At 65.2% G+C, this 23,156-nt stretch carries 21 protein-coding genes; 5 read left to right on the top strand and 16 right to left on the bottom strand.

Annotated features, from left to right (window positions below):
- Positions 1-226 precede the first annotated feature (226 nt).
- From IGS61_RS07235 to IGS61_RS07225, 3 genes are read left to right on the top strand one after another with little or no spacing between them, the layout of a single operon-like run.
- Positions 227-1,489: a hypothetical protein gene (locus IGS61_RS07235; protein WP_230538971.1), complete on the top strand. Its 1,263-nt coding sequence runs from the start codon at positions 227-229 to the stop codon at positions 1,487-1,489.
- Between the two features lie 10 nt (positions 1,490-1,499).
- A complete protein-coding gene (locus IGS61_RS07230) occupies positions 1,500-1,904 on the top strand; it encodes a hypothetical protein (RefSeq protein WP_230538970.1) in 405 nt (134 codons plus the stop codon).
- Between the two features lie 59 nt (positions 1,905-1,963).
- Positions 1,964-3,535: a methyl-accepting chemotaxis protein gene (locus IGS61_RS07225; RefSeq protein ID WP_230538969.1), complete on the top strand. Its 1,572-nt coding sequence runs from the start codon at positions 1,964-1,966 to the stop codon at positions 3,533-3,535.
- A 107-nt stretch (positions 3,536-3,642) separates the two neighbouring features.
- On the opposite strand, the gene IGS61_RS07220 is transcribed toward IGS61_RS07225, so the two are convergent.
- From IGS61_RS07220 to IGS61_RS07165, 12 genes are all read right to left on the bottom strand, one after another.
- On the bottom strand, positions 3,643-4,866 hold the full coding sequence (locus tag IGS61_RS07220) for a M24 family metallopeptidase (protein WP_230538968.1): 1,224 nt from the start codon (positions 4,864-4,866) through the stop codon (positions 3,643-3,645).
- Positions 4,867-4,911: 45 nt separating this feature from the next.
- Positions 4,912-5,448 carry a type II secretion system protein gene (locus IGS61_RS07215; protein WP_230538967.1) on the bottom strand — a complete coding sequence of 179 codons (537 nt, stop codon included), beginning with the start codon at positions 5,446-5,448 and terminating at the stop codon, positions 4,912-4,914.
- Positions 5,435-5,818 (bottom strand): type IV pilin protein, encoded by a 384-nt coding sequence (locus IGS61_RS07210; RefSeq protein ID WP_230538966.1) that lies wholly within the window; start codon positions 5,816-5,818, stop codon positions 5,435-5,437. The genes IGS61_RS07215 and IGS61_RS07210 overlap by 14 nt, the downstream gene beginning before the upstream one ends.
- A gap of 5 nt (positions 5,819-5,823) precedes the next feature.
- Positions 5,824-6,306, bottom strand: a complete 483-nt coding sequence (locus IGS61_RS07205) for a type II secretion system protein (protein ID WP_329958044.1) — start codon at positions 6,304-6,306, stop codon at positions 5,824-5,826.
- The gene (locus tag IGS61_RS07200; RefSeq protein ID WP_230538965.1) at positions 6,303-8,195 is read right to left on the bottom strand and encodes a secretin and TonB N-terminal domain-containing protein; all 1,893 of its coding nucleotides are present in this window, start codon (positions 8,193-8,195) and stop codon (positions 6,303-6,305) included. The genes IGS61_RS07205 and IGS61_RS07200 overlap by 4 nt, the downstream gene beginning before the upstream one ends.
- The gene (locus IGS61_RS07195; protein WP_230538964.1) at positions 8,192-8,731 is read right to left on the bottom strand and encodes a hypothetical protein; all 540 of its coding nucleotides are present in this window, start codon (positions 8,729-8,731) and stop codon (positions 8,192-8,194) included. Before IGS61_RS07195 ends, IGS61_RS07200 begins: the two co-directional genes overlap by 4 nt.
- On the bottom strand, positions 8,728-9,348 hold the full coding sequence (locus tag IGS61_RS07190) for a hypothetical protein (RefSeq protein WP_230538963.1): 621 nt from the start codon (positions 9,346-9,348) through the stop codon (positions 8,728-8,730). The genes IGS61_RS07195 and IGS61_RS07190 overlap by 4 nt, the downstream gene beginning before the upstream one ends.
- Positions 9,336-9,890, bottom strand: coding sequence for a hypothetical protein (locus IGS61_RS07185; RefSeq protein ID WP_230538962.1), 555 nt, complete (start codon positions 9,888-9,890; stop codon positions 9,336-9,338). Before IGS61_RS07185 ends, IGS61_RS07190 begins: the two co-directional genes overlap by 13 nt.
- Positions 9,881-10,669 carry a hypothetical protein gene (locus IGS61_RS07180; protein ID WP_230538961.1) on the bottom strand — a complete coding sequence of 263 codons (789 nt, stop codon included), beginning with the start codon at positions 10,667-10,669 and terminating at the stop codon, positions 9,881-9,883. The genes IGS61_RS07185 and IGS61_RS07180 overlap by 10 nt, the downstream gene beginning before the upstream one ends.
- Positions 10,656-12,353: a GspE/PulE family protein gene (locus IGS61_RS07175; protein ID WP_230538960.1), complete on the bottom strand. Its 1,698-nt coding sequence runs from the start codon at positions 12,351-12,353 to the stop codon at positions 10,656-10,658. Before IGS61_RS07175 ends, IGS61_RS07180 begins: the two co-directional genes overlap by 14 nt.
- Before the next feature lie 22 nt (positions 12,354-12,375).
- Positions 12,376-13,569, bottom strand: coding sequence for a type II secretion system F family protein (locus tag IGS61_RS07170; RefSeq protein WP_230538959.1), 1,194 nt, complete (start codon positions 13,567-13,569; stop codon positions 12,376-12,378).
- 250 nt (positions 13,570-13,819) lie between these two features.
- Positions 13,820-16,351: a M4 family metallopeptidase gene (locus IGS61_RS07165; protein ID WP_230538958.1), complete on the bottom strand. Its 2,532-nt coding sequence runs from the start codon at positions 16,349-16,351 to the stop codon at positions 13,820-13,822.
- Between the two features lie 671 nt (positions 16,352-17,022).
- On the opposite strand from IGS61_RS07165, the gene IGS61_RS07160 reads away from it, so the two are divergent.
- Entirely contained in the window at positions 17,023-17,679 is a 657-nt protein-coding gene (locus IGS61_RS07160; RefSeq protein ID WP_230538957.1) for a hypothetical protein, read from the top strand.
- 52 nt (positions 17,680-17,731) lie between these two features.
- Here IGS61_RS07160 and argH read toward each other — a convergent pair whose 3' ends face one another.
- Positions 17,732-19,129: an argininosuccinate lyase gene (gene argH, locus IGS61_RS07155; protein ID WP_230538956.1), complete on the bottom strand. Its 1,398-nt coding sequence runs from the start codon at positions 19,127-19,129 to the stop codon at positions 17,732-17,734.
- A gap of 265 nt (positions 19,130-19,394) precedes the next feature.
- Here argH and IGS61_RS07150 point away from each other — a divergent pair, with 265 nt between their 5' ends.
- Entirely contained in the window at positions 19,395-19,592 is a 198-nt protein-coding gene (locus IGS61_RS07150; RefSeq protein WP_077408563.1) for a hypothetical protein, read from the top strand.
- Between the two features lie 220 nt (positions 19,593-19,812).
- On the opposite strand, the gene IGS61_RS07145 is transcribed toward IGS61_RS07150, so the two are convergent.
- Genes IGS61_RS07145 through IGS61_RS07135 form a run of 3 tightly spaced genes read right to left on the bottom strand, consistent with a single transcriptional unit; the run spans position 19,813 to position 23,032 of the window.
- Positions 19,813-21,360 carry a HEAT repeat domain-containing protein gene (locus IGS61_RS07145; RefSeq protein WP_230538955.1) on the bottom strand — a complete coding sequence of 516 codons (1,548 nt, stop codon included), beginning with the start codon at positions 21,358-21,360 and terminating at the stop codon, positions 19,813-19,815.
- Positions 21,360-21,776 carry a BlaI/MecI/CopY family transcriptional regulator gene (locus tag IGS61_RS07140; protein ID WP_230538954.1) on the bottom strand — a complete coding sequence of 139 codons (417 nt, stop codon included), beginning with the start codon at positions 21,774-21,776 and terminating at the stop codon, positions 21,360-21,362. Before IGS61_RS07140 ends, IGS61_RS07145 begins: the two co-directional genes overlap by 1 nt.
- The gene (locus tag IGS61_RS07135; RefSeq protein WP_230538953.1) at positions 21,773-23,032 is read right to left on the bottom strand and encodes an alpha/beta fold hydrolase; all 1,260 of its coding nucleotides are present in this window, start codon (positions 23,030-23,032) and stop codon (positions 21,773-21,775) included. Before IGS61_RS07135 ends, IGS61_RS07140 begins: the two co-directional genes overlap by 4 nt.
- Positions 23,033-23,156 lie beyond the last annotated feature (124 nt).

The following is a 23,156-nucleotide window of genomic DNA, read 5'->3' as shown; positions in this document are numbered from 1 at the left end:
GTGCTTTTTTCGCAAAAAGTGGCGAATCAACGCATTGCTGCAAGAAAACTTTCCAACGTAAAACCTTTTCTCTGTAGCATGGTTTTACTCACTGGTCACACGCCATGCAGGCCTCATAGGCGATGGCGGCGTGAAAAAAACGGACCCGGCCTGTTACGGCCGGTGAGCCATCGACCTCGAGTCCCATTCCACGATTAACGTTCACCGCTACGGGTATTTAATTACTATGAATAAACACGTCCTGCTTTTCCTGATGGCCATGCCCCTGGCCATCAGTCATGCCTATGCCGAAGAGGCCGTTGGCCCCGCGGTCAAGATCAGCGGTTACGGCACGGCCGCCCTGACCATGGCCGATACGGACAACGCGCAGTTCGCGCGCCCGAACCAGGCTGCCGGTGCCGGCCGCACCACCCGCACGGGCGTCGATTCCAACCTGGGATTGCAAGCCAATGTGACCGTCACCCCGTGGCTGTCGGCCACCGTGCAGGGCCTGGCGCGCAAGGATGGCGAGGATGATGTCGGCGCCGAACTGGCGTGGGCCTTCGCCAAGGCCAAGGTATCGGACAGCTTCAGCGTGCGCGTCGGCCGCATAGGCCTGCCCGTCTTCATGATTTCCGATTACCGCAACGTGGGCTATGCCAACACCATGCTGCGCCCGCCGGGCGAAATGTATTCGCAGGTACCGCTGAACAGCATCGACGGCATCGACGGGACCTACCAGTTCAGCGCGGGCGATACCAGCATCACCACGCAGCTGGCGCTGGGCCGTACCAAGGCCACCCTGGCTACGGGGCCCGCTTCGACCGTGCAGGTGGAAGGCAAGTCCATCGTCGCCCTGAACGTGGTGGCCGAACACGGTCCCGTCACCGTGCGCTTCGGCCGTGCCGAGACCAAGCTGACGATCAACGATTCGCCGAGCCTGAACACCCTGATGGGCAGCCTGCGCACGGCCGGCAGCGGCTACAGGATCGCCCAGCTGGGCGCCCTGGCCGATGCGCTGGAAGTCAAGGACAAGAAGGCGTCGTTCACTTCCGTGGGCCTGGGCCTGGACTGGAACAATGTGCTGCTGCAGTCCGAATATGCGAAGCGCAAGACGGACAGCTATGTCAGCGACAGCACCTCGTGGTACGTGATGGGCGGCTACCGCATCGGTGCCTTCCTGCCCTACTACAGCCACGCCAGCCTGAAGGCCGATGGCCGCGTGAACAACACCGTGCCCGCATCCTGCCCTGCCGGCTATCCGGCCGCCTGCATGCCGACCCTGCGCGTCCTGTCGGCCGGCGTCGACACCCTGGCCACCATGCGTAACCAGCTCGAACAATCGACGGACAGCATCGGCGTGCGCTGGGACTTCCACCGTTCTGCCGCCTTGAAGGTGCAGATCGACCGCATCAAGCCGAAGAATGGCCCGGGCCTGTTCGTGCAAGCCAAGCCGGGTTTCCATGGCCCCGTTACGGTGGCTGCCGCCGCCATCGATTTCGTTTTCTGAGGAGCTCCGCATGAAACCCTTTATTTTTGCGGCTGCCTTGCTGGCGCTGTCGACCGCCGTTCCCGCCATGGCCGAAGTGGTCGTGGTGGTCAATGCCAAGAGCGCTGCCGGCGCGATGACGAATGAACAGGTGGCGCAGTTTTTCCTCGGTAAATCGACGGCCATGACGCCGATCGACCAGCCGGAAAGCGCCCCCGTGCGTGCCGAGTTCTACAAAAAGGTGACGGACAAGGAACCGTCGCAGGCGAAGGCCCTGTGGTCCAAGCTGGTCTTCACGGGCAAGGCGACCTTGCCGAAGGAAGTGGCCAATAGCGCCGATGTGAAGAAGGTCGTGGCGGCCGATCCGAAAGCCATCGGCTATATCGAAAAGAGCGCCGTCGACGCCAGCGTCAAAGTGGTGCTGACGGCGCCATAAAGCCGCCCCGGGCCGCGCGCCATGCGGCGGCCCGGTACACATACCATCAGGAGACAGCAATGAGCATCAAACGCAAGATATGGGCGCTGCCTGTCATCTCGGCCGTGATTTTCGGGCTGGGGCTGGCCGTCAGCGCCTATCTGTCCACGGCCACGCTCAATTCCATCCGCGCCACGGAAAGCGCCGACTATCCCGTGCTCGACCTGGCCAAGTCGCTGACCCTGGATGTGGCCGCCGTCGGCGACGCCCTGCGCGATGCCGTCAGCGAAGGCGACAAGGAACGCATCGGGCAAGTCGGCGGCCAGGCAGTCAAGTTGCGTGCCAGGCTGGGCGACTTTGCGGCGATCCCCGGCCAGCGCGAGCACGGTGCGCGGCTGGCCAAGGAATTCGATGCGTACTATGCGCCGGCCCTGAGCGCGGCGCGCATCATGCTGGAAATGGAAGAGGGCGACCCGCAAGCGGCCGTGGCACGCATGCAGGGCGCGCTGGCGGTACTCAATGCCGACCTGGCAAAGACCAATGAACAGGCGCAAGCGCAGTTCAGGCAGGGCATAGAACGCAGCGCGGCCAACGTGCGCAATGCGCTCAATACCAGCATCGCCGTGGCGCTGGCCGTCATCGTCTGCCTGGTGGCCGTGTCGCACTTCGTCGTGCGTGCCATCTGGCAGCAGCTGGGCGGCGAACCCGAATATGCGCGCCAGATCGCGCGCGCCGTGGCCGATGGCGACCTGTCGATGCATATCGTGACCGAGGCGGGCGACCAGACCAGCTTGCTGGCGGCGCTGAAGGACATGCGCGCCAAGCTTGGCGGCATGGTTTCCGACATCAAGGCGTCAGCAGAGACCATCCAGGTGGCCAGCGCCGAAATCGCCCAGGGCAATGCAGACCTGGCCGCGCGCACGGAATCGCAGGCGGGCAGCCTGGACCAGACGGCGCGCAGCATGGACAGCCTGACCTCCACCGTGCGCGACAACGCCGCCAACGCGGGCCAGGCGCATGCGCTGGTGGTGTCGGCATCGTCGGTTGCCGTGAAGGGCGGGCAAGTTGTCAGTCAGGTGGTCACCACCATGGGCGAGATCAACGATTCATCGAAACGCATCGTCGACATCATTGGCGTCATCGACGGCATCGCTTTTCGGACGAATATCCTGGCCTTGAATGCGGCCGTGGAAGCGGCGCGCGCCGGCGAACAGGGACGCGGCTTTGCCGTGGTGGCGTCCGAAGTGCGCAACCTGGCGCAGCGCAGCGCGGCTGCGGCGCGAGAAATCAAGCAATTGATCGGCGATTCGGTGGCCAAGGTCAACGTGGGTTCGAAGCTGGTCGATGAGGCGGGACTGACCATGGGCCAGATCGTTGACTCTGTGAAAAAAGTGGCCGATATCATGGCCGAAATCAGTGCTGCCAGCCAGGCGCAAAGCGCCGGCATCGGGGACATCGGCGTGGCCATCGGCAGCATGGATCAAATGACGCAACAGAATTCCGCGTTGGTGGAAGAAGCGTCGGCGGCGGCCGAATCGTTGCAGGAGCAGGCCGTGCAGCTGGGTACGGCGCTGGCCGTGTTCAAGCTGGCGCAGGGGGGTGTGTCGGATTACGCGCTACGCGCTAATCCGACCTACCTGGCGTTGCGGTGATGTCGGATTACGCGCCATGCGCCTCGGCGGCCCCGCTAATCCGACCTACCGGGCATTGGCGGCGTAGGTTGGATTAGCGCAGCGTAATCCAACACAGGAGTGCCGGCTTACGCGCGCAAACCGAACGGATCGTCGATGCTGTGCGCCGGTTGCGTGAACCAGCGCGGACCGTTTTCCGTCATGTAGAAATGGTCTTCATGGCGGATGCCGAATTCGCCGGGGATGCAGATCATCGGCTCGTTCGAGAAGCACATGCCCACGTCGAGCGGCGTCGTGTCGTTGCCCACCAGGTAAGGCCACTCGTGGATATCGAGGCCGATGCCGTGGCCCGTGCGGTGCGGCAGTCCCGGCAGCTTGTAGCCGGGGCCGAAGCCGTCCGCTTCCAGGGACACGCGCGCCGCGCGATCCACGTCGCCGCAGGGCACGCCCAACCGGGCGGCGGCGAATGCGGCGGCCTGCGCCGCCTTTTCGCTGTTCCACACGCTGCGCTGGCGTTCGCTGATGGCCCCAAACACGTAAGTGCGCGTGATGTCGGAGATGTAGTTCATCACCTGGCAGCCCGTGTCGATCAGCACCGTGTCGCCCGCCTTCAGGGTTTGCACGTAGTTGACGCCATGCGGGTAGGCCGTCGCCTCGCCGAACAGCACGATGCAAAAATACGAGCGGGGCGCGCCCACCTTGCGGTGCGCGCGCTGGATGAATTCCTCCACTTCCACCGTCGTAATGCCTTCGTACAGCATGCTGGCCGTGGCCACGTGCACGGCCAGGGTCATGTCCATCACGCGCTGCATCAGGGCGATTTCAGCCTGCGATTTTCTGCTGCGGCAGTACGCCGTCACGGTGCGCGCGTTTTCCAGCGCGTAGCCGGGGGCCAGCGGGCGGATGCCGTCATAGATGAAGAAGGCGGCGCTTTCGCAGATGCCCACGCGCGGCGGTTGATTCGCGTCCTGGGCTATCCCCATGCGCGCCAGCACGTTGGCGAACAGCTGGTACGGGCTTTCATGCTCTTCCCAGCAATTGACACGGCCTTCGACGAGCATGAAGCCCGTCAAGGTGCTTTCCTCGAAGGCGGGCGCGATGTATTCGATCTCGCCGCTGGCAGGCAGGATGGCGCCCACCATGCGTTCGCTGGCATACCATTTGGTGCCCGTGAAATAGGTGAGGTTGGCGCCTGCATTCAGGTAGATCGCGGCGATGTCCTGCTCGCGCATGAATGCTTGCGCCCTGGCGATGCGCTGCGCATGTTCGTCCTTGCCGATGGCGGCCATGCCGACCGTCATGTCCGACAGCGATGCCAATGCCTGTTCGATGGAAGTGCCACCTATGCTCATGCCTGCTCCTTTGCTCGATGCTGAATATGGAATGCGGGCATGATATCAGTTCGCGCCTTTCGGCTTGAGCCCGGGCGCGCCGCCGGCCGCATCGGGTGGGGCCAGCACCAGGTCGTGCGGATACGTGAAGTGCCAGTCCGCGTAGCGCTGCTTGCGGCGCAGGCTGGCGTCTTCGTCAAGAAAATTGTCCTGCTTGATGGGCAGTTGCGGCGACAGCGAATGGATGCCGACGATGCGCCCCTCCTGCCGCAGCACGCCCCATTCGGCCTTGCCCGTGACGGGGTCCGCATACAGGCGTCGCAAATGCCGCCGGGCGTTGGCAAAGCGCGGGTCGCGCAGCAGTTCCTGCAGGGTCAAGGGATAGCGGGGCCTCCCGTCGCCCGGCGTGCTGTCGTAGTAGCGGCCCAGCGCGTTGCGGAATTCATGGCCGATGAACAGCAGCTCGCGCTCCTTGTCGCGCCGCGCGGCCGTGGCATGCAATTCGCTGGCCAGCACCAGGCCCACGCCCATGAAGGCCACCAGCATCAGGGTCCAGATATACGCGAAGCCGCGTGCGCGGCTCAGGAAACTAGAGCTGCTCAAAGGGGATGCCCTCGCGCGTCTTGCCCTTGGCGCCGCTGCGCACGTCGGCCACGCCGCCGATCTCGCCATTCGGCGAAGGGATCAGCTGCCAGGTGGCGGCCGATTCCGTGACGGGATCCAGCGGCACGCTGCGGAAGTAGTGGTGGGTCACCAGGTCGGCCAGCGCGGCCGGGTATTCTCCCTTGTCGGCATAGTATTTATCGAGGCCGCTCCTGAGCACCTGCAGGTTTTCCTTCAAGGCGACCTCTTTCGACTTTTCCACCGAGCCGAAATAGCGGGGGATGGCGATCGTCAGCAGCAGCGAGATGATCGCCAGCACCACCAGCAGTTCGACCAGGGTAAAGCCGCGGCGTATGGTCGTGGTCTGCATGGCGGTCACCATTGATTGAGCGGCACGCCGTTCAGGCCCGCCTTGGTCGAGCGCGAGGCGACGTCGAATACGTCTTCGCCTTCGCTGGGATTGTCGGGCGGCGAGGCATACGCGCGCTTGCTCCAGCTGTCGGCCGCGCTGCCGGCTTCCCTGGGCTGGAACGGGTCGCGCGGCAGGCGGCGCAAAAAATAGATGTTCTGCTTCGAGGGACTGCGCTGGTCGGGCACGCCCTCGACCAGTTCCTCAAGTTTTTTCGGATAGCCGGAGGCGCCCAGCGACAGCTTGATGCGGCCATTGTCCGAGGCGCGCTTGTAGGCGTCGATCGCTTCGCGCATCTCGATCAGGGCATTGCGCAATTGCTGCTCCTTCGCCCTTTGCAAGGCCACCTGCGCCATCGGCACGGCCACCGTGGCCAGGGTCGCCATGATCGCCAGGGTGATCATCAGTTCGATGAAGGTAAAGCCCCGCTCTTTCACTGGCCACCTCACTGGCCACCTTTGCCGGACTTGTCGCCTGCCGCGGGCGCCTCGTCGCCGCCCGTCATGGGCGAGCCGGTGCGCGGTGCGGCTTGCTCGGGCGCGGCGATGGCCTCAGGGCTGCCACCGACGCTGGCGCGGCCGCCCACGGACGCCTCGGTGCCGGAATTGAATTCGGCCGTCATCAGGTCCGGGCGGCGGATGCTGCGCAGCAGGCGCGGCGTGATCGACAGCACGATCTCGCTGCGCATGGCATCATCCTTCTGGCTGCCGAACAGGCGGTTCAGCACGGGCAGCTCGCCCACGCCCGGTACCTTGTTGGCCGTGCCCCGGTCCTCGTCGCTGATCAGGCCCGCCAGCACCTGCGTCTCGCCATCCTTCAAACGCAACACGGTCGAGGCGCTGCGCGTGCCGATCTGGTAAGCCTGCGTGCCCGTCTTGCTGATCACCTCCTTGACGACGTTCGACACTTCCAGGTTGATCTTGATGGCCACCTCGTCGTCCAGGTAGACGTTCGGTTCCACGTCGAGTTTCAGGCCCACGTCGATGTAATTGACGCTGTCGGAACTGACGCCGTTGTTCGTCGTGACGGTGATGACGGGCACGCGGTCGCCGATGAGGATCTTCGCCTTTTCCTTGTTGCGCACGCGGATGCGCGGGTTGGCCAGGATATTGCTGTCGCTGTCCGTCTTGTTGGCGTTCAGGGTGACGCCGCCGATGCCCAGGTTGATATTGTCGCCATTGATGCGGTGCAGGTCCGCCACCTTCAGGCCGCCCAGGCCTCCCGTGCTGCCTGCGACGCCGGCCAGGGTCAGGCTGGCCTGGTCGGGCCAGCGCACACCCAGTTCCATCAGGCGCGTGCGTTTCACTTCCAGTACCTCGACTTCCAGCATCACTTCCGGGTCGGCCAGGTCCTGCACGTTGATGATGCGCTCGGCCATGCGCACCATTTCCGGCGTATCGCGCAGCATGATGATGCCCAGGCGTTCATCGGTGACGACATCCTTGGCCTTGAGCAGAGTCTTGATGGAAAACGCCACCGTCTTGACATCCGCATTGGCGAGGAAGAAAGTGCGCACCACCAGTTGCTGGTAATCCTTCACCTTTTGCGGCGTGTTCGGGTAGATCGTGATCGACTTGTCGCTGGTGACGCTTTGCTCGAGCTGGTTGGCGCCCAGCAGCATGGCGATCGCCTCTTCGATGCTGGTGTCGCGCACGGAAATGGTGGCGCGCAGGGCCGGGTCGACCTCCTTGTCGAAGACGAAGTTCAGGCCCGACACCTTGCTGATGAAGTCGAACACGGAGCGCAGGGGCGCGTCGCGAAATTCCAGCGTCACGGGTTTGCGGTAGGCGGCCGCCAGCTTGCCGCCGGCCGGACGGCTTTTGGCCAGCTCGTCGCCGATGCGGCCTTTCAGGGCCAGCGCTTCGCGCTGCGCGGGCCGTTCCTGCAGCACCTGGCGCAAGGCTTCCTGCGCCTGCGCGACATTCGCTTCGCCGCCGCGCTGGTAGCTGGCCTGCGCCTCCTGCACCAGCTTGCGGTGCCGTTCATCCTGCGCCACGCCGGCTAGGCCCCGCTGCGCCACGTCGTTGCTGGCGTCCAGCGCCAGCGCCTGCTGGTACAGCGCTTGCGCTTCGGGCAGCTTGCCCTGCTGGCGCAGCGCCTCGGCGCGGCCATTCAGGTTGTTCAGCGCGCGCATCCTGCCATTGGTGACAGCTATGCGGTACTTGGCGTTGGTCGGTTCGGCCTGCGCCGCCTGTTCCAGCAGGGCCAGGCCCTGTTCCGTGCGGCCGGCGCCCAGCATGGCCTGCCCGTCGGTATAGGCCTGGTTGCCGGCGCAGGCGGCCAGCAGGGACAGCATCGGCAGCAGGGTGATGCCGGTACGTGGTGTGCGTCGTTTCAATTGAGGTCCCCTACGGCGAGTGTCTGTTTCAGGTTGAGCGGCAGATAGGTAAATTGCAGGGCGCCTTGCACCACGCCGTCGAAGCGGTAGCGCTCTTCCAGCGTGTCGCCGGGCCGCGCCACCACGTTGCGTTCGCCCGCCTGGAGAAAATAGGCGGCCTTGCCTTCGTCGACGAAGCGGCCGAGGAAGTGAAAGGGCAAAGGCGGCGGCGCATTTGCGTCGACGGCGGCGACAGTGCGCGTGGCCTGCGCGGCCTGCTGGTCGAGCATGATCTTTTTCGGCGTCTCGGGCTGCCAGCTTTGCTTGGCGAACAGCGTGGCCGCTTTCTCGTCGTCCAGCCCCCGGCGCGGTTCGATGGCCAGCGCGCGATTGGCTGGCGCAGCGGCAGCGGTGGCGACGAGGGGCGCGACCGCCACCCGTCCCACCTGGCGCGGCGTGGCCGTGGCCGGCCCCACGATGCTGCCTTCGTCCTCCGGGGCGAAGAGGGCGGCCAGCAGGGTGGCCACGGCAGCCGTCCCCAGTACGGCTTTTTTCATCGGCGCGCCTCCGGCTTCTTGACCAGCAGGATGAACTGGATGCGCGCGTCGATCTCGCCCGCCTCGATCTGCTCGCGCTTGAACAGCACGGAGTCGAGGGTCAGGGTGGGCAGCGTCTGCAGGGCGTCGACAATAAAGGTTTGCAGCTGCGCGTATTCGGCTTTTACCGGCAGGGTGATCTGGTAGCGCAAAAAGGCCGTGTTACCGTCTTCCTGCGGCTTGTAGTCGGCCTTGGCCAGGGTGACGCTGCTCTGTTGCGCCACTTCCAGCAAGGTTTTCAGCTGCTCGGGAATGCTGTCGTGCGCGGGCAGGTAGGCGTGAAAGGCGGCCAGGCTGTCCGCGTCGGCGTCGAGCGTGACGGGCGCCGGCGGCAGCGCCGCCTGTTTCGCCATCGCGGCCAGCTGCGCGTGCAATGGCTGCTGGCGTTCGGCCAGCGCCTCGCCCTGCTGCACGGCGAAAGCGGCCAGCGCCAGGCCTGCCGCACCGATGGCGCTGGGCCAGCCCAGCATGCGCCACAGACGCTGCGCTTCCCACGCCATGCGCGGCGGCATATGCAACTGGCGGCGTGCGCGGGCCACGGGCGCGCCTGCTTTCAGTACGGGTTTTATTGCCGCCATTGCGCCTCCAGCTGAAAACGGTAAGGATGTGCGGGCGCGTTTGCATTCGCGTTACTGTTCATCTCGTGCTTGAGCAGATACACGGAACTGAACATGGGCTGCTGGTTCAGGAAGGCCAGATAATTAAGCATGTCCTGCGGGGTTTCCGCCTCGGCGGCGATTTTCAGGACGCTGGCGCCATCCTGTCCCTGCTGCGCGTTCAGGTCCAGTCCCAGCAGGGCCACGCGCACGTCGCGCGGCGCCTGCACCGTCCTGACCAGGCGCGTGACGGGCAGGTTGAGCTGGCGCACGGCGGTGGCCACCTGTTTCAGTTCGAGGTCGCGCTCGCGCTGCTGGTTCGCCGAGAGGGGCGCACGCACGGGACGCACCGGCTGCAGCTGCGCCAGCTGCGCTTCCAGGCGTCGCGTTTCCTGCGCCTGCACCAGCCAGTACACGGCGGCCGGTAGCAACAGCAAGCCGCCCCCCAGGCACAGGGCCAGGCGCCATCCCTTGAACGTCTGCGCGGCGCCGGGCGGCAGGAATTCCAGGCGGCTCAGGCCCATGCGGCCTCCCGCATCAGGTGGGCGGCGCCGGCCACGGCGATGGGCACGAAGCGTTCCGGCACGTTCGTCTGCGGCACGCCGCTCAAGTCGATCAGGGCCACCTGTTCGATGGCGTCGAGCTGCGGCGCGCGCAAATTCCAGCGCCGCCACGCCCGCTCCAGTTCGTCGCCCCAGGCCGCGGCGCAGGACTGGCTGTGCAGGGCCGTGATACGCCCGCCGCTGCTTGTCGCCAGCAGCAGCCGCCCCGCCTCCACCAAGGCGAAGGCGGCAGGTTTTGCACCGGCGATGCCGCGCCAGGCCGGTCCGGCGATCGGTTCGATGGACAGGCAGCGCCGGCCATGCGCGGCGGCCGCGTCCTGCACGCCCTGCAGCAGGGCCGCATCGATGCCGCAGGCCAGGCGCGGCATGCCGTACGGGGCATCGTCGGCGGCCAGGCGCCAGGCGCGCGCGCTGTCGCCATACACGGCGCCGAACTGGCTGTGCAGGAAGCGCTGGGCGCTGCTCCGGTCGAGCAGGGCGCCGCTCCACGGCACCATCAGCATGGCGCACCAGCGGCTGGCCAGGCTGACGGCCAGCGGCAGTTTTTTTTCATTGTGCTGTTCGAGCCAGCCGCGCAGGGCGGCCAGCGCCACTTCCCAACTGGCGTCGGGATTCGCAATGGGCAGGTGGAAGGCGCTGTCGGGCACGGGGCGGCCGGCGCGGCGCAGCACGCCGTGCAGCCCGTGCGGCGCCAGGTGCAGGCACACGGTGGCGCGGGTAAGGCGTTCAATAAGTGACACGATTGAGCTCCGCTAAAGTGGTTTCGCCGCGCCGCACCAGATCCAGGCCCGCCTCGCGCGCCAGGCGAAAACCGTTGCGCGCCGCCTCTTCCTTCATCTGGCTCAGGGGCGCGCGCGTGCAGATCATTTCGCGCATCGTATCGCTGAGCATCAGTACCTCGGCGACGGCCTTGCGGCCCTTGTAGCCGGTGCCGCGGCAGTGGCCGCAGCCCTTGCCGGCCATGAATTGCCAGTCCTGCACCTGATGCAGGGCCAGGCCGCTGTCGCGCAGCTGCTGCGCGTCGGCCAGCACCTCGGCGCTGGCGTCGACGGCGCAATGGGCGCAATTGAGGCGCAGCAGGCGCTGCGCCACGATGCCGTTCAGGGCCGCCGCAAAGCTGTAGGCATCGACGCCCATGTGCAGGAAGCGGCCCACCACGTCGAACACGTTGTTCGCGTGCACAGTGGTAAATACCAGGTGGCCCGTGAGCGCGGCCTGCACGGCGATCTGCGCCGTTTCATCGTCGCGGATCTCGCCAATCATGATCTTGTCGGGATCGTGGCGCAGGATGGAGCGCAGGCCGCGCGCGAACGTCAGCCCCTTCTTTTCGTTGACGGGAATTTGCAGCACGCGCGGCAGCCGGTATTCGACGGGGTCTTCGATGGTGACGATCTTGTCGCGCCCCGTGTTGATTTCCGTGATCGCCGCGTACAGGGTGGTGGTCTTGCCGGAACCGGTAGGCCCCGTCACCAGCAGCATGCCGTGCGGCTTGGCGGCCAGGCGGCGGATCTGTTCGATGGCATCCTCGTTCAGGCCCAGGCTTTCCAGGCGCAGCGCTTGCGCCGCCTCCGTCAGCGCGCGCCGGTCGAGCAGGCGCAGCACGGCGTCCTCGCCAAAGATATTGGGCATGATGGAAACGCGAAAGTCGATCTCTGCCCCTTTGACGCGCACCTTGAAGCGGCCATCCTGCGGGATGCGCCGCTCGGCGATGTCCAGGTCGGCCATGACCTTGATGCGCGAGATGATCTGTTCGGCCATCTGCAGCCCCTGCACCTGGCCCGCCTGCACCAGCACGCCGTCGACGCGGTATTTGATGACCAGGCTGGCCACGTCGCATTCGAGGTGGATGTCGCTGGCCTGGAATTTCAGGGCATCGTAGATGGTGGAGTTCACCAGTTTCACGACCGGGCTGCTGTCCTCGCTGATGCGGATGAGCGAGATGTCTTCGATGCTCTGGTCGAGTCCCGGCACGTCATCGCCATGTTGCATCTCCTGCATCGCCTGCTGCACGCTTTCCTGCTGCAGCAGATAGGCGGCCAGGTCGTCCGGATGCGCCAGCGCCACCGTGAAGGGCGTGGACAGGGCGAAGTCGGCCCATTGCAGCAGGTCCTCGCTGAAGGGATTGCCGATGACCAGCACGGGCGGCGTGCCCGGAGCATCGGGCTGCAGCAGCACGCAGTCGCGCTGGGCGCAATCGGTGTAGGGCAGCAGGGCAAAGGCGGGCAGGGCGGCCTGCAGTTCGGCCATCGTCCAGGCCGGATAGCGGAACAGGGCGGCCAGCTGGCGCAGGAAGACTTCGGGCGGCAGGGCCGCCGTTTCCTGCAGCACGGCCATCTGCGGGCGGCCCTGTTCCAGCGCGCTCGCATGGGCGCGGCGCAGCATGGCCGCATCGAGCACGGCCCGTTCTTCGTCGCGTGCGTTCATGGCAGCACCTTCACGATAAGGTTCAAGACAAGCTCCCCGCCAGTTCAAAGATCGGCATGTACATCAGCACCACCACGCCGCCAATGACGACGCCGATGATGGTCATCAAGAGCGGCTCGAGCAGGCGCGACGCCCAGTCCACCCAGCGGGCGAATTCCTCGTCGTGGAATTTGGCCGAGCGTTCCAGCATGTCGCCCAGGCGGCCCGTGTTTTCTCCCACCTTCAGCAGCGATTGCGCCACCGGCGTGGCCATGCCGGCCTGTTCCAGCGCGGTGGAAAACGGCATGCCTTCCTGCACCGCGCGGCGCGCCTGCGCCAGCTGCTCCTGCTGCGCCGGCAGCAGCATCGGCGCGACCATGGCCAGCGCCTTGTGCAGCGGGATACCGGCATGCAGCAGCAGGCTCAGTGCCCGGTAGAAGCGGGCCAGGCGGAATTCCGCCGCCTTGTCCGCCAGCACGGGCAGGCTCAAGAGGCGTAGCACCAGCGCCATGCGCATGGCGCGGTTGGCGATGCCGAAGACCACGGCGCCCACTGCCGCGGCCAGTGCGCCGGCGCACAGCAGCGGATGCGCGGCCAGGGTCTGGCCAAAGCCCAGCAGCATCTGCGACATCCAGGGAATCTCGCGACCCGAGCTTTCGTAGACGACGCTGAATTTGGGCACCACGTAGCCGAGCAGGAACAGGGTCACCAGGCCGCCGACGACGAGCAGCATGCACGGGTAGATGGCGGCGGAAATGAGTTTTTTGCGGATGGCGTCGAACTGCAGCTGGTAGGCAACGAAGCGCGCCAGCGCCTCGGGCAGGTTGCCCGAGCGTTCGGCCGCGTGCACGGTGGCGATGTAAATGTCGGGGAAGATGTCGGGGAATCCGGCCAGGGTGTCGGAAAAGCTTAGGCCCTGCTGCAGGGTGAGCACGATGGCAGCCAGGGTGGCCCGGGCGCCGGGGCGCGTTTCCTTGTTGTGCAGGGTGGCCATGGCTTCGCCCAGGTTCAGGCCCGCTTCGAGAAGGGCCAGCAGCTCCTGGCTGAATTGCAGCAGGGGCAAGCCCTGTTTTCCGGGGCGCAGCGCGGCACCCGTCTCCTGTGCGACGCCAGCGTCGACGGCCAGCACGCGCCAGCCGCCGCGCACGGCCGCGCGGATCGCCTCGGCCTCGCTGGCGGCGTCGATGGCCAGCGCCTGGCTGCCCGCCGGGCCCTGCACCTGGAGGTGGAACTGCATGTCCGGCTCAGGCGAGCATGGTGGTGGCCTGGGGCGTGAAAATGGGGTGATGTGAAAAGGGGAGAGCGCGTGCGGACAAGGTCGAAGTAGGCATCGGTCAGGAACCATCCAAAAAAAGTTCAATTCGTCGCGGGTACCGGCAGCAGGCAAGATGCAATCACTGCCTCAGGGTAGACTGGAATTGCCAGGAAATCAATCGTGTCGTGCGGGCAAGCCGATACATCGATGGCTTGCCCGCATCTTCAGCCGCTTACTGGGTAACCAGGCTGACCTTGTCGATCACGAACGAGGTTTGCAGCGACGCGTCCTCGGTGGCGGCAAACGAGAGCTGCACGGTCTGGCCCTTGTAGGCGATCAGGTCAAACGTGCGGATCTGGTAGCCGGCCGCCTTGTTCACGTTCGAGTACGAAGCCAGGGTGCCCAGCACCGTGCCGGCGCTGTTCTTCACGGTGACGACCAGCTTGTCGTACACGGTATTGCCCGTTTCAGCCGTGTCGATATGCAGCGCAAAGGTCAAGCTGGCGGACGTGGCGGTGGCCGGAATGGCCACGCTTTGCGTCAGCGATTCGCTGGCCGTGACGCCATTGCCGCCCAGCCAGGCGTACTGCGTGCCTTCGTATGCGGCTTGCCCCGTAAACGTGCCGATGGCGCCCGTGGTGCCGCTCCAGCCCGTGGCGCCGGCCTCGAAGCCGCCGTTCGTCACGCGTTCGGTGGCGCTGCTGGTGCCCACCGTCAGCGTGGCGTTGTTCGACGTGGCCGTCACGGCGGGCGATGAGGAATCCGTCACCGTGGCCTTGAAGACGGCGCCGCTGTCGGCCGCCATGGCCGTGAAGCTGTAGGCGGGCGAGGTGGCGCCGCTGATCACGGCGCCGTTGCGGTACCACTTGTAGGTGTACGGCGCCGTGCCGCCGCCCGCGCCCACGGCGAACGAGGCGGTGGCGCCTGGTGCGACGGTGATGCTGGCCGGCTGGCTGGTGATGGTCACCGCGCCGCCCGTCGTCGATTCATCGACGTCGGTACCCACGTTGATGGCCGCATACGCGCGCTTGACGGCGATCGATTCCGCGCTGCCCACGCCATACAGTTCCTCGGCTGCCTGCAGCACCTTGTTGCGCGCATCGGCATAGTTGGTCGACGAGGTGAACTTGGTGGTGGCGGCCTTGAACCAGATGCGGTAAGCCTTGTCGCTGCCGATACCGGTCATGGCCAGCGGGCTCTTGTTCAGGTAGGAGCTGTAGTAGTCGCTGCTGGACGTGGAATTCGAGCCTTGCGACAGGAAGTAGAACATGCGGTTGTTCGGACCGCTGCTGTAGTGGACGTCGAGGTTCTTGATGGTGCTGCTCCACGCATTCGGGCTGCTGCCATCCTTGCTCGGCTTGTACAGCCAGCGCAGCGGCTGGCCATTCTTGGCGATCTCCTTGCCCGTCATCCAATCGTTGCCCGTATTGGGAATCGTGCTGCCCGTGCCGCCGGCGCGCGCATACGCTTCCACCATCTCGCCGGCGATGTCCGAGCTCGATTCGTTCAAGCCGCCCGACTCCTGCGAGTAGATCAGGCCCGAGGTGGCGTCCGTGATGCCGTGGCCCATCTCATGGCCGATCACGTCGATGGAGCCGAGGTTGTTGAACGAGCTGCCGCCGTCGCCGATGTACATGCATTTGCAGTTGCCGTCGTAGTAGGCGTTGTCGTAGGCCGTATTGACGTGGGCGGCGATGTGAGTGGCCGTGTTGTTGCCGTCCAGGCTGGACCAGCCCAGCACGTTCTTGTGCGTGTCGTAGGTGTTCATCAGGCCCCACATCGCATTGACGGCCGCCGTCTGGCCGTTGGCGTTGGTGGTGCTGCCGCCGTTGATGTATTGCTGGCCGTCGCCCCAGGTATTGCTGGTGCTGCTGTACACGCTGCCCGAGGTGGTGCCATGGTTGGCATTCGTGATGGCCATGCCGCCGAAGCTGCCGCCCGTGCCGCGGCTCGGGTCTTTCATGGTGTAGGTGCTGCCGGTCAGCGTGGTGTTGAGCGGCACCTGGCCGTTGTACTGGCTGTTGCCAATGCCGGCGACGGTTTTCAGGGCTTTCCACTGGCGCAGGATGCGGCCATCCCTGGCGCTGACGACGGTGTCGTAGTAGACCGGCTTGCTGCCGCTGATCATGCGCGTCTGCACCAGGTAGGCCAGCTCATAGTGGTCGACTACATCCTGCACGTCGAGGGCGTTGAGCGCCGCTTCCGACTTGTTCTCGGCGCCGGCCACGCGCACGGTTTTCATGACGGGGTAGATCAGCAGCTGCGCATGCGGCGGCACATGGTCGACGGCCGGCACACCGATGCTTTTCACGGCGGCGGCGATGGCGGCGGCGGCGCTGACGGCCGGCGTGGTGTCGATATCGGTGGTGGCGCTGCGGGTGACGGCATTGACGCCGCCGCTACCGAGGCCGGACGCGCGGTCCGAGACGGATTCGCTGACGATGTCGCCGGCGCTGTTGCTGACCACTACCGTCTCGGAACCGAAGACGGGCAAGCCCTTGTAGGTGTGCTGTACGCGGCTCACGCGGGTGCCGCTGACGCCCGGATGCTGGGCGCCGACGGCAAAGCCATGCTCGGTATTCAGACCGCGGCTGCGCGCTTGCGCGGCCAGTTTGTTGACCAGGCTGGCGGTCTCTTGTGGAGAAGCCAGGGCGACCGGCGCGGCCATCAGGGTCTGTGGCAGCGACGTGGCGGCGTCGGCCGTGGTGGCCATCAGCGGCAGGGCGGCGATGGATGCGGCAACTATCGTCAAACGTAAATTCATTTCTGCTCCATGGTATCGGTTAAGGAAATGGTGAATGAGCTGGCCGCGATGCCTGATGGCCACCCCGGCGTGCCTGGCGGCGGGCGGATAGCCTGCCGTTTTGTGGTGGCATGACGCCGGGTAGGGGGACACTAAACTTGTCGAGATCGCCATGTCAAAAAATTCAAGAAATGGGTCACTACGCGAATTTTTGTTAAGAATTGAACATTTTTCGGCAATACATCATATGAAAGTTTGATGTATCGCAAGCTGCAACTTTTGTTTTGGACTACTTCGCCTAATGGTGTGTTCTGTTGGAAAAACACTGTTGCCTTTTCTAAATGTTGCGATCTACACTAGGTCTTCGCGGTGTCCCCAGAGGACCAGGCGAAGACAAAAAAAGCGCACGCGGCAATGACCGCGTCCAGATACAGCGCATCGGGAAAAAATCGGGAGTTTCACATGACGTCAGTTCTGTTTTCTGCTGCAGGTTTCAGCCATTTCCCCTCTGGAGCGGCCTTCATGCTGCATCCGCCTTCCTAGCCGCCGCTAGCCGGCTGTTCCCCCCGCAAGGGGGCTTTTCCGCGAGTCCGACCGCGCCGCCCGGCGTGGCCGCTGGCGCAGTGCATCCTTTTTTCAGGAAGGGTTGCCGGCTCCTGGTGCGTGCACCGGAATCACCGGCCCGACGAACTATGCTTTCGATAGCGACCAAAGTGGAACAGATCGTGATGGAATCGGCCTTTCTCAGCGAGGGATTGGGCCGCGGCTTGCTGAACCTGTCGGAACTGGCGCGCCAGCTGCAGCCGCAATTGCAGAGCGACTTATGGAAACCGGTGGGGCAGGCTGCCGTGGTAATGGCGCTGCGCCGCCTGGCCGAACGGATGCCGCAGCAGAAAGGCGGCGAGATCGTGCTGGCGCACCGCGCGGGCGAGCTGTCCACGCGCAGCGAGCTGATGATTTTTACCTACCGTTATTCCGACCAGACGTATGCCTGCCAGCGCCAGTTGCTGGCGCTGGCAGCACCCCAGCGGGGCACGTTCATCACCGTTACGCGCGGCGTCAACGAGGTGATGGTGATCTGCAGCCGTTCGCTGCACGCGCTGGTGGAAGAGGTGTTCGGCGAAGAGCAGGAACTGGCGCGCCAGGAACGGGTGACGGCCGTGACTTTGCACCTGGCCGCCGAAACCTGCTATACGCCGGGCGTGTATCACGCCATTCTCAAGCGCCTGGCCTGGGAGCGCATCAATCTGATCAACATCATCTGCACATATACGGAGCTGACCTTGCTGCTGGAAGCGTCGCAGACGGGCGCCGCCTTTTCCGTACTGTCGAAAATCGTCGCGCAATGAAAAACGCCCCGCTGCATCGCTGCAGCGGGGCGTCCGGAGGCGCAAGCGCGGTTTATTTTTCCAGCTGCGTGCGCACGCGGGCGATCGCTTCGCGTACCTGGCGCGGCGCGGTGCCGCCCACGTGGTCGCGCGCGGCGACGGAGCCTTCCAGCGTCAGCACCTCGAATACGTCTTCGCCGGTCAGCGGCGAAAACGCGCGCAGCTGATCCAAAGACAGGTCGGCCAGGTCGCAGCCGGCGTCGACGCAGGCGCGCACGGCCAGGGCCACCGCTTCATGGGCGTCGCGGAATGGCAAGCCTTTCTTGACCAGGTAGTCGGCCAGGTCGGTCGCCGTGGCATAACCCTGCAGGGCGGCTGCGCGCATCGCTTCCGGTTTTACCGTGATGCCGCCGGCCATGTCGGCGAAGATGCGCAAGGTGTCGATGACGGTGTCGACCGTGTCGAACAGCGGTTCCTTGTCTTCCTGGTTGTCCTTGTTGTAGGCCAGCGGCTGGCCTTTCATCAGTGTCAAGAGGCCAATCAGGTGGCCGTAGACGCGGCCCGTCTTGCCGCGCGCCAGTTCCGGCACGTCCGGGTTTTTCTTTTGCGGCATGATCGACGAACCGGTGCAGAAGCGGTCGGCGATGTCGATGAAGCCGATGCGTGGGCTCATCCAGATCACCAGTTCTTCGGCCATGCGCGACACGTGCATCATCAGCACGGCGGAGGCGGCGCAAAATTCGATGGCGAAATCGCGGTCCGATACGGCGTCGAGCGAGTTGTGGCACACGTCGTCAAAGCCCAGCGTCTTGGCCACGCGCAGGCGGTCGATGGGGAAGGTGGTGCCGGCTAGGGCGGCAGCGCCCAGCGGCAGGCGGTTGACGCGCTTGCGGCAGTCGGCCATACGCTCGGCGTCGCGGCCGAACATTTCGACATACGCCAGCATGTGGTGGCCGAAGGTGATCGGCTGGGCCACCTGCATGTGGGTAAAGCCCGGCATGATGGTGTCGGCATGCTGTTCGGCCAGGTCCGTCAGCGCGCTGCGGAAGGTCGCCAGCAGGGCGGTGATGTCGTCGATGGCGGAGCGCACGTACAGGCGGATGTCGGTCGCCACCTGGTCGTTGCGCGAACGGCCCGTGTGCAGGCGCTTGCCCGCATCGCCGACCAGTTCGGTCAGGCGTTTTTCGATATTCAGGTGGACATCTTCCAGGTCCAGCAGCCATTCGAACTGGCCGGCGGCGATTTCCTGCGAGATTTGCGCCATGCCGCGCTGGATTTCCGCGTAGTCGGCCGGGCTGATGATGGCTTGCGCATGCAGCATTTCCGCATGGGCCAGCGAACCTTCGATGTCGAACAGCGCCAGGCGCTTGTCAAAAAATACAGAAGCTGTGTAGCGCTTGACGAGGTCCGAGACCGGTTCGGAAAACCGGGCCGACCAGGCTTCGCCCTTTTTGGAGAATTGATCAGTCATGAAAGAAGTCCTTTAGTGTACGGCGATTATAAACAAGGTTGGCCAGCGGTAGGGCTTTTAGGGGCTTGCAGGGCGCTGAAATGGCCGGGAATGGGGCTGGCAAGCCTCAAATGCCACGGCAACGGCCTGTTGCGCGTTTCATCCGGGCTGTTTGTATTCTGTCCCGCGAATCGTGCGTTTGGTCGCAATCCGATGGCAGTTCAGGGGGGATCGGCCTACAGTTCAATCATCGCAGCACACAACCAGCCACTCAAAGGACATCATCATGAACATCGCCAAAAACATGGAAGCCATCTTCGTCGCCATCATCGCCATCGCCGCAGCGACCAGCCTGGCCACCGCCGCCGTGCCGAAGTTCCGCGCCGCGCCAGCCCCCATCGCCGCCAGTGCCGAGCAAGTCACCATGCATACCGTATACGTCAGCGCCAAGCGCCTGAGCGCCGAAGAAAAAGCCGCCCTGTAAGCGCGGCTATGCCATGCGGGCAGTAGCAGTAACTCGCAGTATCCCATCACGGGCCATTCGAACGGGCGGTACCCCGGTTCGCTCCAGCCCCGGTGACAGCAGCAATCTGCAACACAGCGTAGCAACGGGCGGAACGCACGCTTCCAGCCAAGCCCCCTATTTTTATCAGTCAGCCCTCATCAGCCATCGGCATCGCGCCGGCGGCAGTGGACAGCCACGCCTAGCGCATTTCGCCCAGCGCCCAGCGCACTTCGCTGGCCACGTCGGGGACGGGGTCGTTCAAGCGGCTTTGCAGCATGGGCATGGCGGCGCCGGCTTGCAAGTCGCCCAGCGCATGGGCCACGCGGCGGCGCACCAGAGCGTCCTTGTCGCCCAGCATGGCGATCATGGGAGCGAGCCAGCGCCGCTCGTCCATGTCGCCCAGCGCGGCGGCAGCTTCGGCGCGCACCGCGGCGTCGTGATCGGCCAGCAGCGCCGCCACGGCGGGCGCCGTTTCCGCAAAACGCATCTCGCCCAGTGCCCAGACGGCAAGCTGGCGTACGACAGGCTGCGGGTCGCGCAAGGCCAGCAGCAGTGCCGGTATGGCGGCGCGCTGGCGGAACGATTCTGTCTCGGCCGCATGGCGCAGGGTGTAGTCCCTGGCACGCATCGCGCTGGATAACTGGGTGAAATTCGGGTTGCCGAGCGCATGCAGCAAGGCGACCGGATCTTGCTGCTGGCCGTTCGGGGCCGGCAACAGGCTGTCCGGCCACAGCACCTGTTCCCCTTGCAGCGTGATACTGCCGATCACGCACACCAGCGCCACGCTTGCCAGCATGCCGCTCCACCATTGACGCAGCGTGACGAGCCCGCGCGGGCGATGGGCTTCCAGCAGCGCCGCGATGCGTGTGCCCAGCATGGCGCCGCGGCTGGCAATGCGATTGGCCATGCCCGCTGCCGGCTGGCCTGCCTGTTCTGCGCCGAAGGCCTGGCGCGAGACCATGAGCAGGGTGTGGGCGTAGCGCGATGGCGTGGCGCCGGCAGCCAGTACCGCGTCATCTGCGGCGCATTCCGTATCGTGTTCGAGCATGCGCAGCAGCGGATACATCAGAGGGTGCCACCAGTACAGGGCGAGCAGCATGCGCGCCAGCAGCAGCATGGGCCAGTCGTGGGCGCGGATATGCGCCAGTTCGTGGGCCAGCACGGCATCGGCTTCCGCATTGCCGACGCTATGCCGGTCCAGCACGATGACGGGATGGCGCCAGCCCCAGCTGTATGGCGATGTGGCCGGCTCGGAGACCAGCAGACGCACGGAACGGCGCAGCCCCAGCGACAGGCGCAGCCTTTGCAGGGCCATGCTCCATGCCGGTGCTTCGAGCACCTGCGCGGCGGCGGTAGCCTGGCGCAAGCGCACTAGGTTCAGCGCCAGGCGCAGCAGGTGGCAGAGCACTCCTACGGCATATGCGGCCAGCAGCCAGCGGCCAAGCCATGCGGCACGGGCCGGGGCGGCCAGGGCGGCATCGATGTCGGGCAGCGCAGCCGTCGCCACGCTGGCGGGGATGCGCAGCGGAGGGTCGAGCAGGGCCGACATGGCCAGCGGCATGCGCATGGACAGCTGCGGCAGCCATAGCCAGAACAAGGGCATCAGCAGCAGCGCCACCAGGCCGCAGCGCGTGGCAAACACGCGGCGCGAGGCCGACGCGCGGTGCAGCAGGCGCAGCATGCAGAACAACAGCATCACCGTCACGCTATGCTTCAGGAGAAGCTGCGCGAGATCGGTTCCCGCCATCAGCGGCCTTCCTGGCGCGCCTTCGCGATCATCGCTTCGAGATCATCGAGCTCCTGCGCACTCAGCTCACCGGACATGCCGAGCAAGGCCGTCGCGGCGCTGGCCTTGGAGTTATTGAAAAAGGTGCCGACCAGTTTTTTCAGTGCCGACTCGCGCACCTGTGCCTGCGGCGCCACGGCGCTGTACAAATAGCGCTGACCGTCGACGCGATGCTGCAGCACGCCCTTCGTTTCCAGGCGTGCCAGCATGGCGCGTACCGCCGAATTGCTCAAGTCCGGCCCCAGTTCTTCCTGGATCTGCGTCGCCGTCGCTTCCTGCAGCCGGTACACGCATTCGACGACCTGGCGCTCGCGCGGTGCCAGGTCTTCCAGTCCGCGCATCCCGGCGGGGACAGTGGCCAAGGGTTTCTTTTTCATGGTGATTTCAATGCTTGCTCTGCTTGTGAAAGATGCTGGCGGTAGCCGGCCATGGCCTGTTCGCGTGCGCCGTTGGCCTGTCCCAGCGCAAGCGCCCGCGCGAACTGGCGCTGCGCCTCCGCGGGGCGGGCACCTGCCAGCAAGGCTTCGCCGTAGCTGTCCGCGGCATTGTCGGACTGCGCATAGGCCCGGACATTGTACGCCAGCACCAGCGTGGCGAGCGCCGTCTGCTTCGCCTTGGTCAGCAGGTCGAAACCCAATGCATTGATCTCCGCTTCGCTCAATGCGCTGTCCCGCAGTGCCGCCGCGGTGTGATCCATGGCTGCGTCATTCTGCTGCTTGCCCAGCATGGCGGTGCTGTGCTCCAGCTCACCCATCAGCTTTTTTTTGGCCTGCGCCTTGGCCGCGCGCGCGGCACCCTGCGTGGCCAGGGTCATGACCTGGCCGATGGCGGCAATGACCAGGTCCGGTTCCTGCATCTGGATGCCATGGCCACTGTTCGGCGTGAAGACGTGCGCGCCGCTTGAAAACTGGCTGAGGAAGGCAGCGTGCCGCTCGCGCTTGATCTTGATGACGGCCGGCGTCTCCTGGAAGAAGTCCGAGCCGGCACGCGCCTGCACGGACGTGAGCAGCACCGCAGGCACGTCGGGCAGCGCCGGCATCGCCGGCAGCTGGCCCGCATCGAGGAGCGCCTGGATCGTTTGCAGCTCGCCCTGCCACTTGGCCGGAATGCTGGCAGCGAGCATGCGCTGGTCCTGCCGCAGGCGCGCCGGATCGATGTGTTTGAGTATGCTTTCCAGTCCTTCATCGGCGGGGTCGACCAAGACCAGGCCCGCGACCCGCTGCGGATGCGTGGCCGCGAAGTAGCGGATCAGGAAGCCGCCATAGGAATGGCCCACCAGGATCAGCGGGCCCTCCACCTTGCGCTGGCGCAGCACGTCGGCCAGCTCGGCGACGCTTTGCTCCAGGCCGAGCGGCTGTGGGCGTGCCGGCGACTTGCCGTAGCCGGCGCGGGAATAGACCAGTACTACCGCATTTTTCGCCACCTCCGGCGCCACTTTGCGCCATACCGACAGGTCGCTGGCGAAGCCCGCCTCGAAGACGACGGTATACGAGCCTGCGCCAGCCTGCGCCACGTGCAGCGGGTGTCCGCCGACGCTGACCATGCCGTCAAAATCGGCGGCAACCGCCGGCGTTGTCAAGACGGCGGCAGACAGCAGGCCGGCCAATGTCCACTTCCATGCGAATGAGAGCATCGTATTCCTTGGTGATTGGATAAGCTACAAATGTAGCATGCCGCATTTGTAGCATGCCTGCAAGAAATACATTCAAGGGCATGTCCGCCGCAAGGAATGGCGATCAGTCTCTTGTGCAATGACG

Source organism: Janthinobacterium sp. FW305-129 (genome assembly GCF_020858115.1).
Lineage (GTDB): Bacteria > Pseudomonadota > Gammaproteobacteria > Burkholderiales > Burkholderiaceae_D > Janthinobacterium.
The sequence above is the reverse complement of the archived record's forward strand: the minus strand, read 5'-3'. Positions and strand labels throughout refer to the sequence as shown.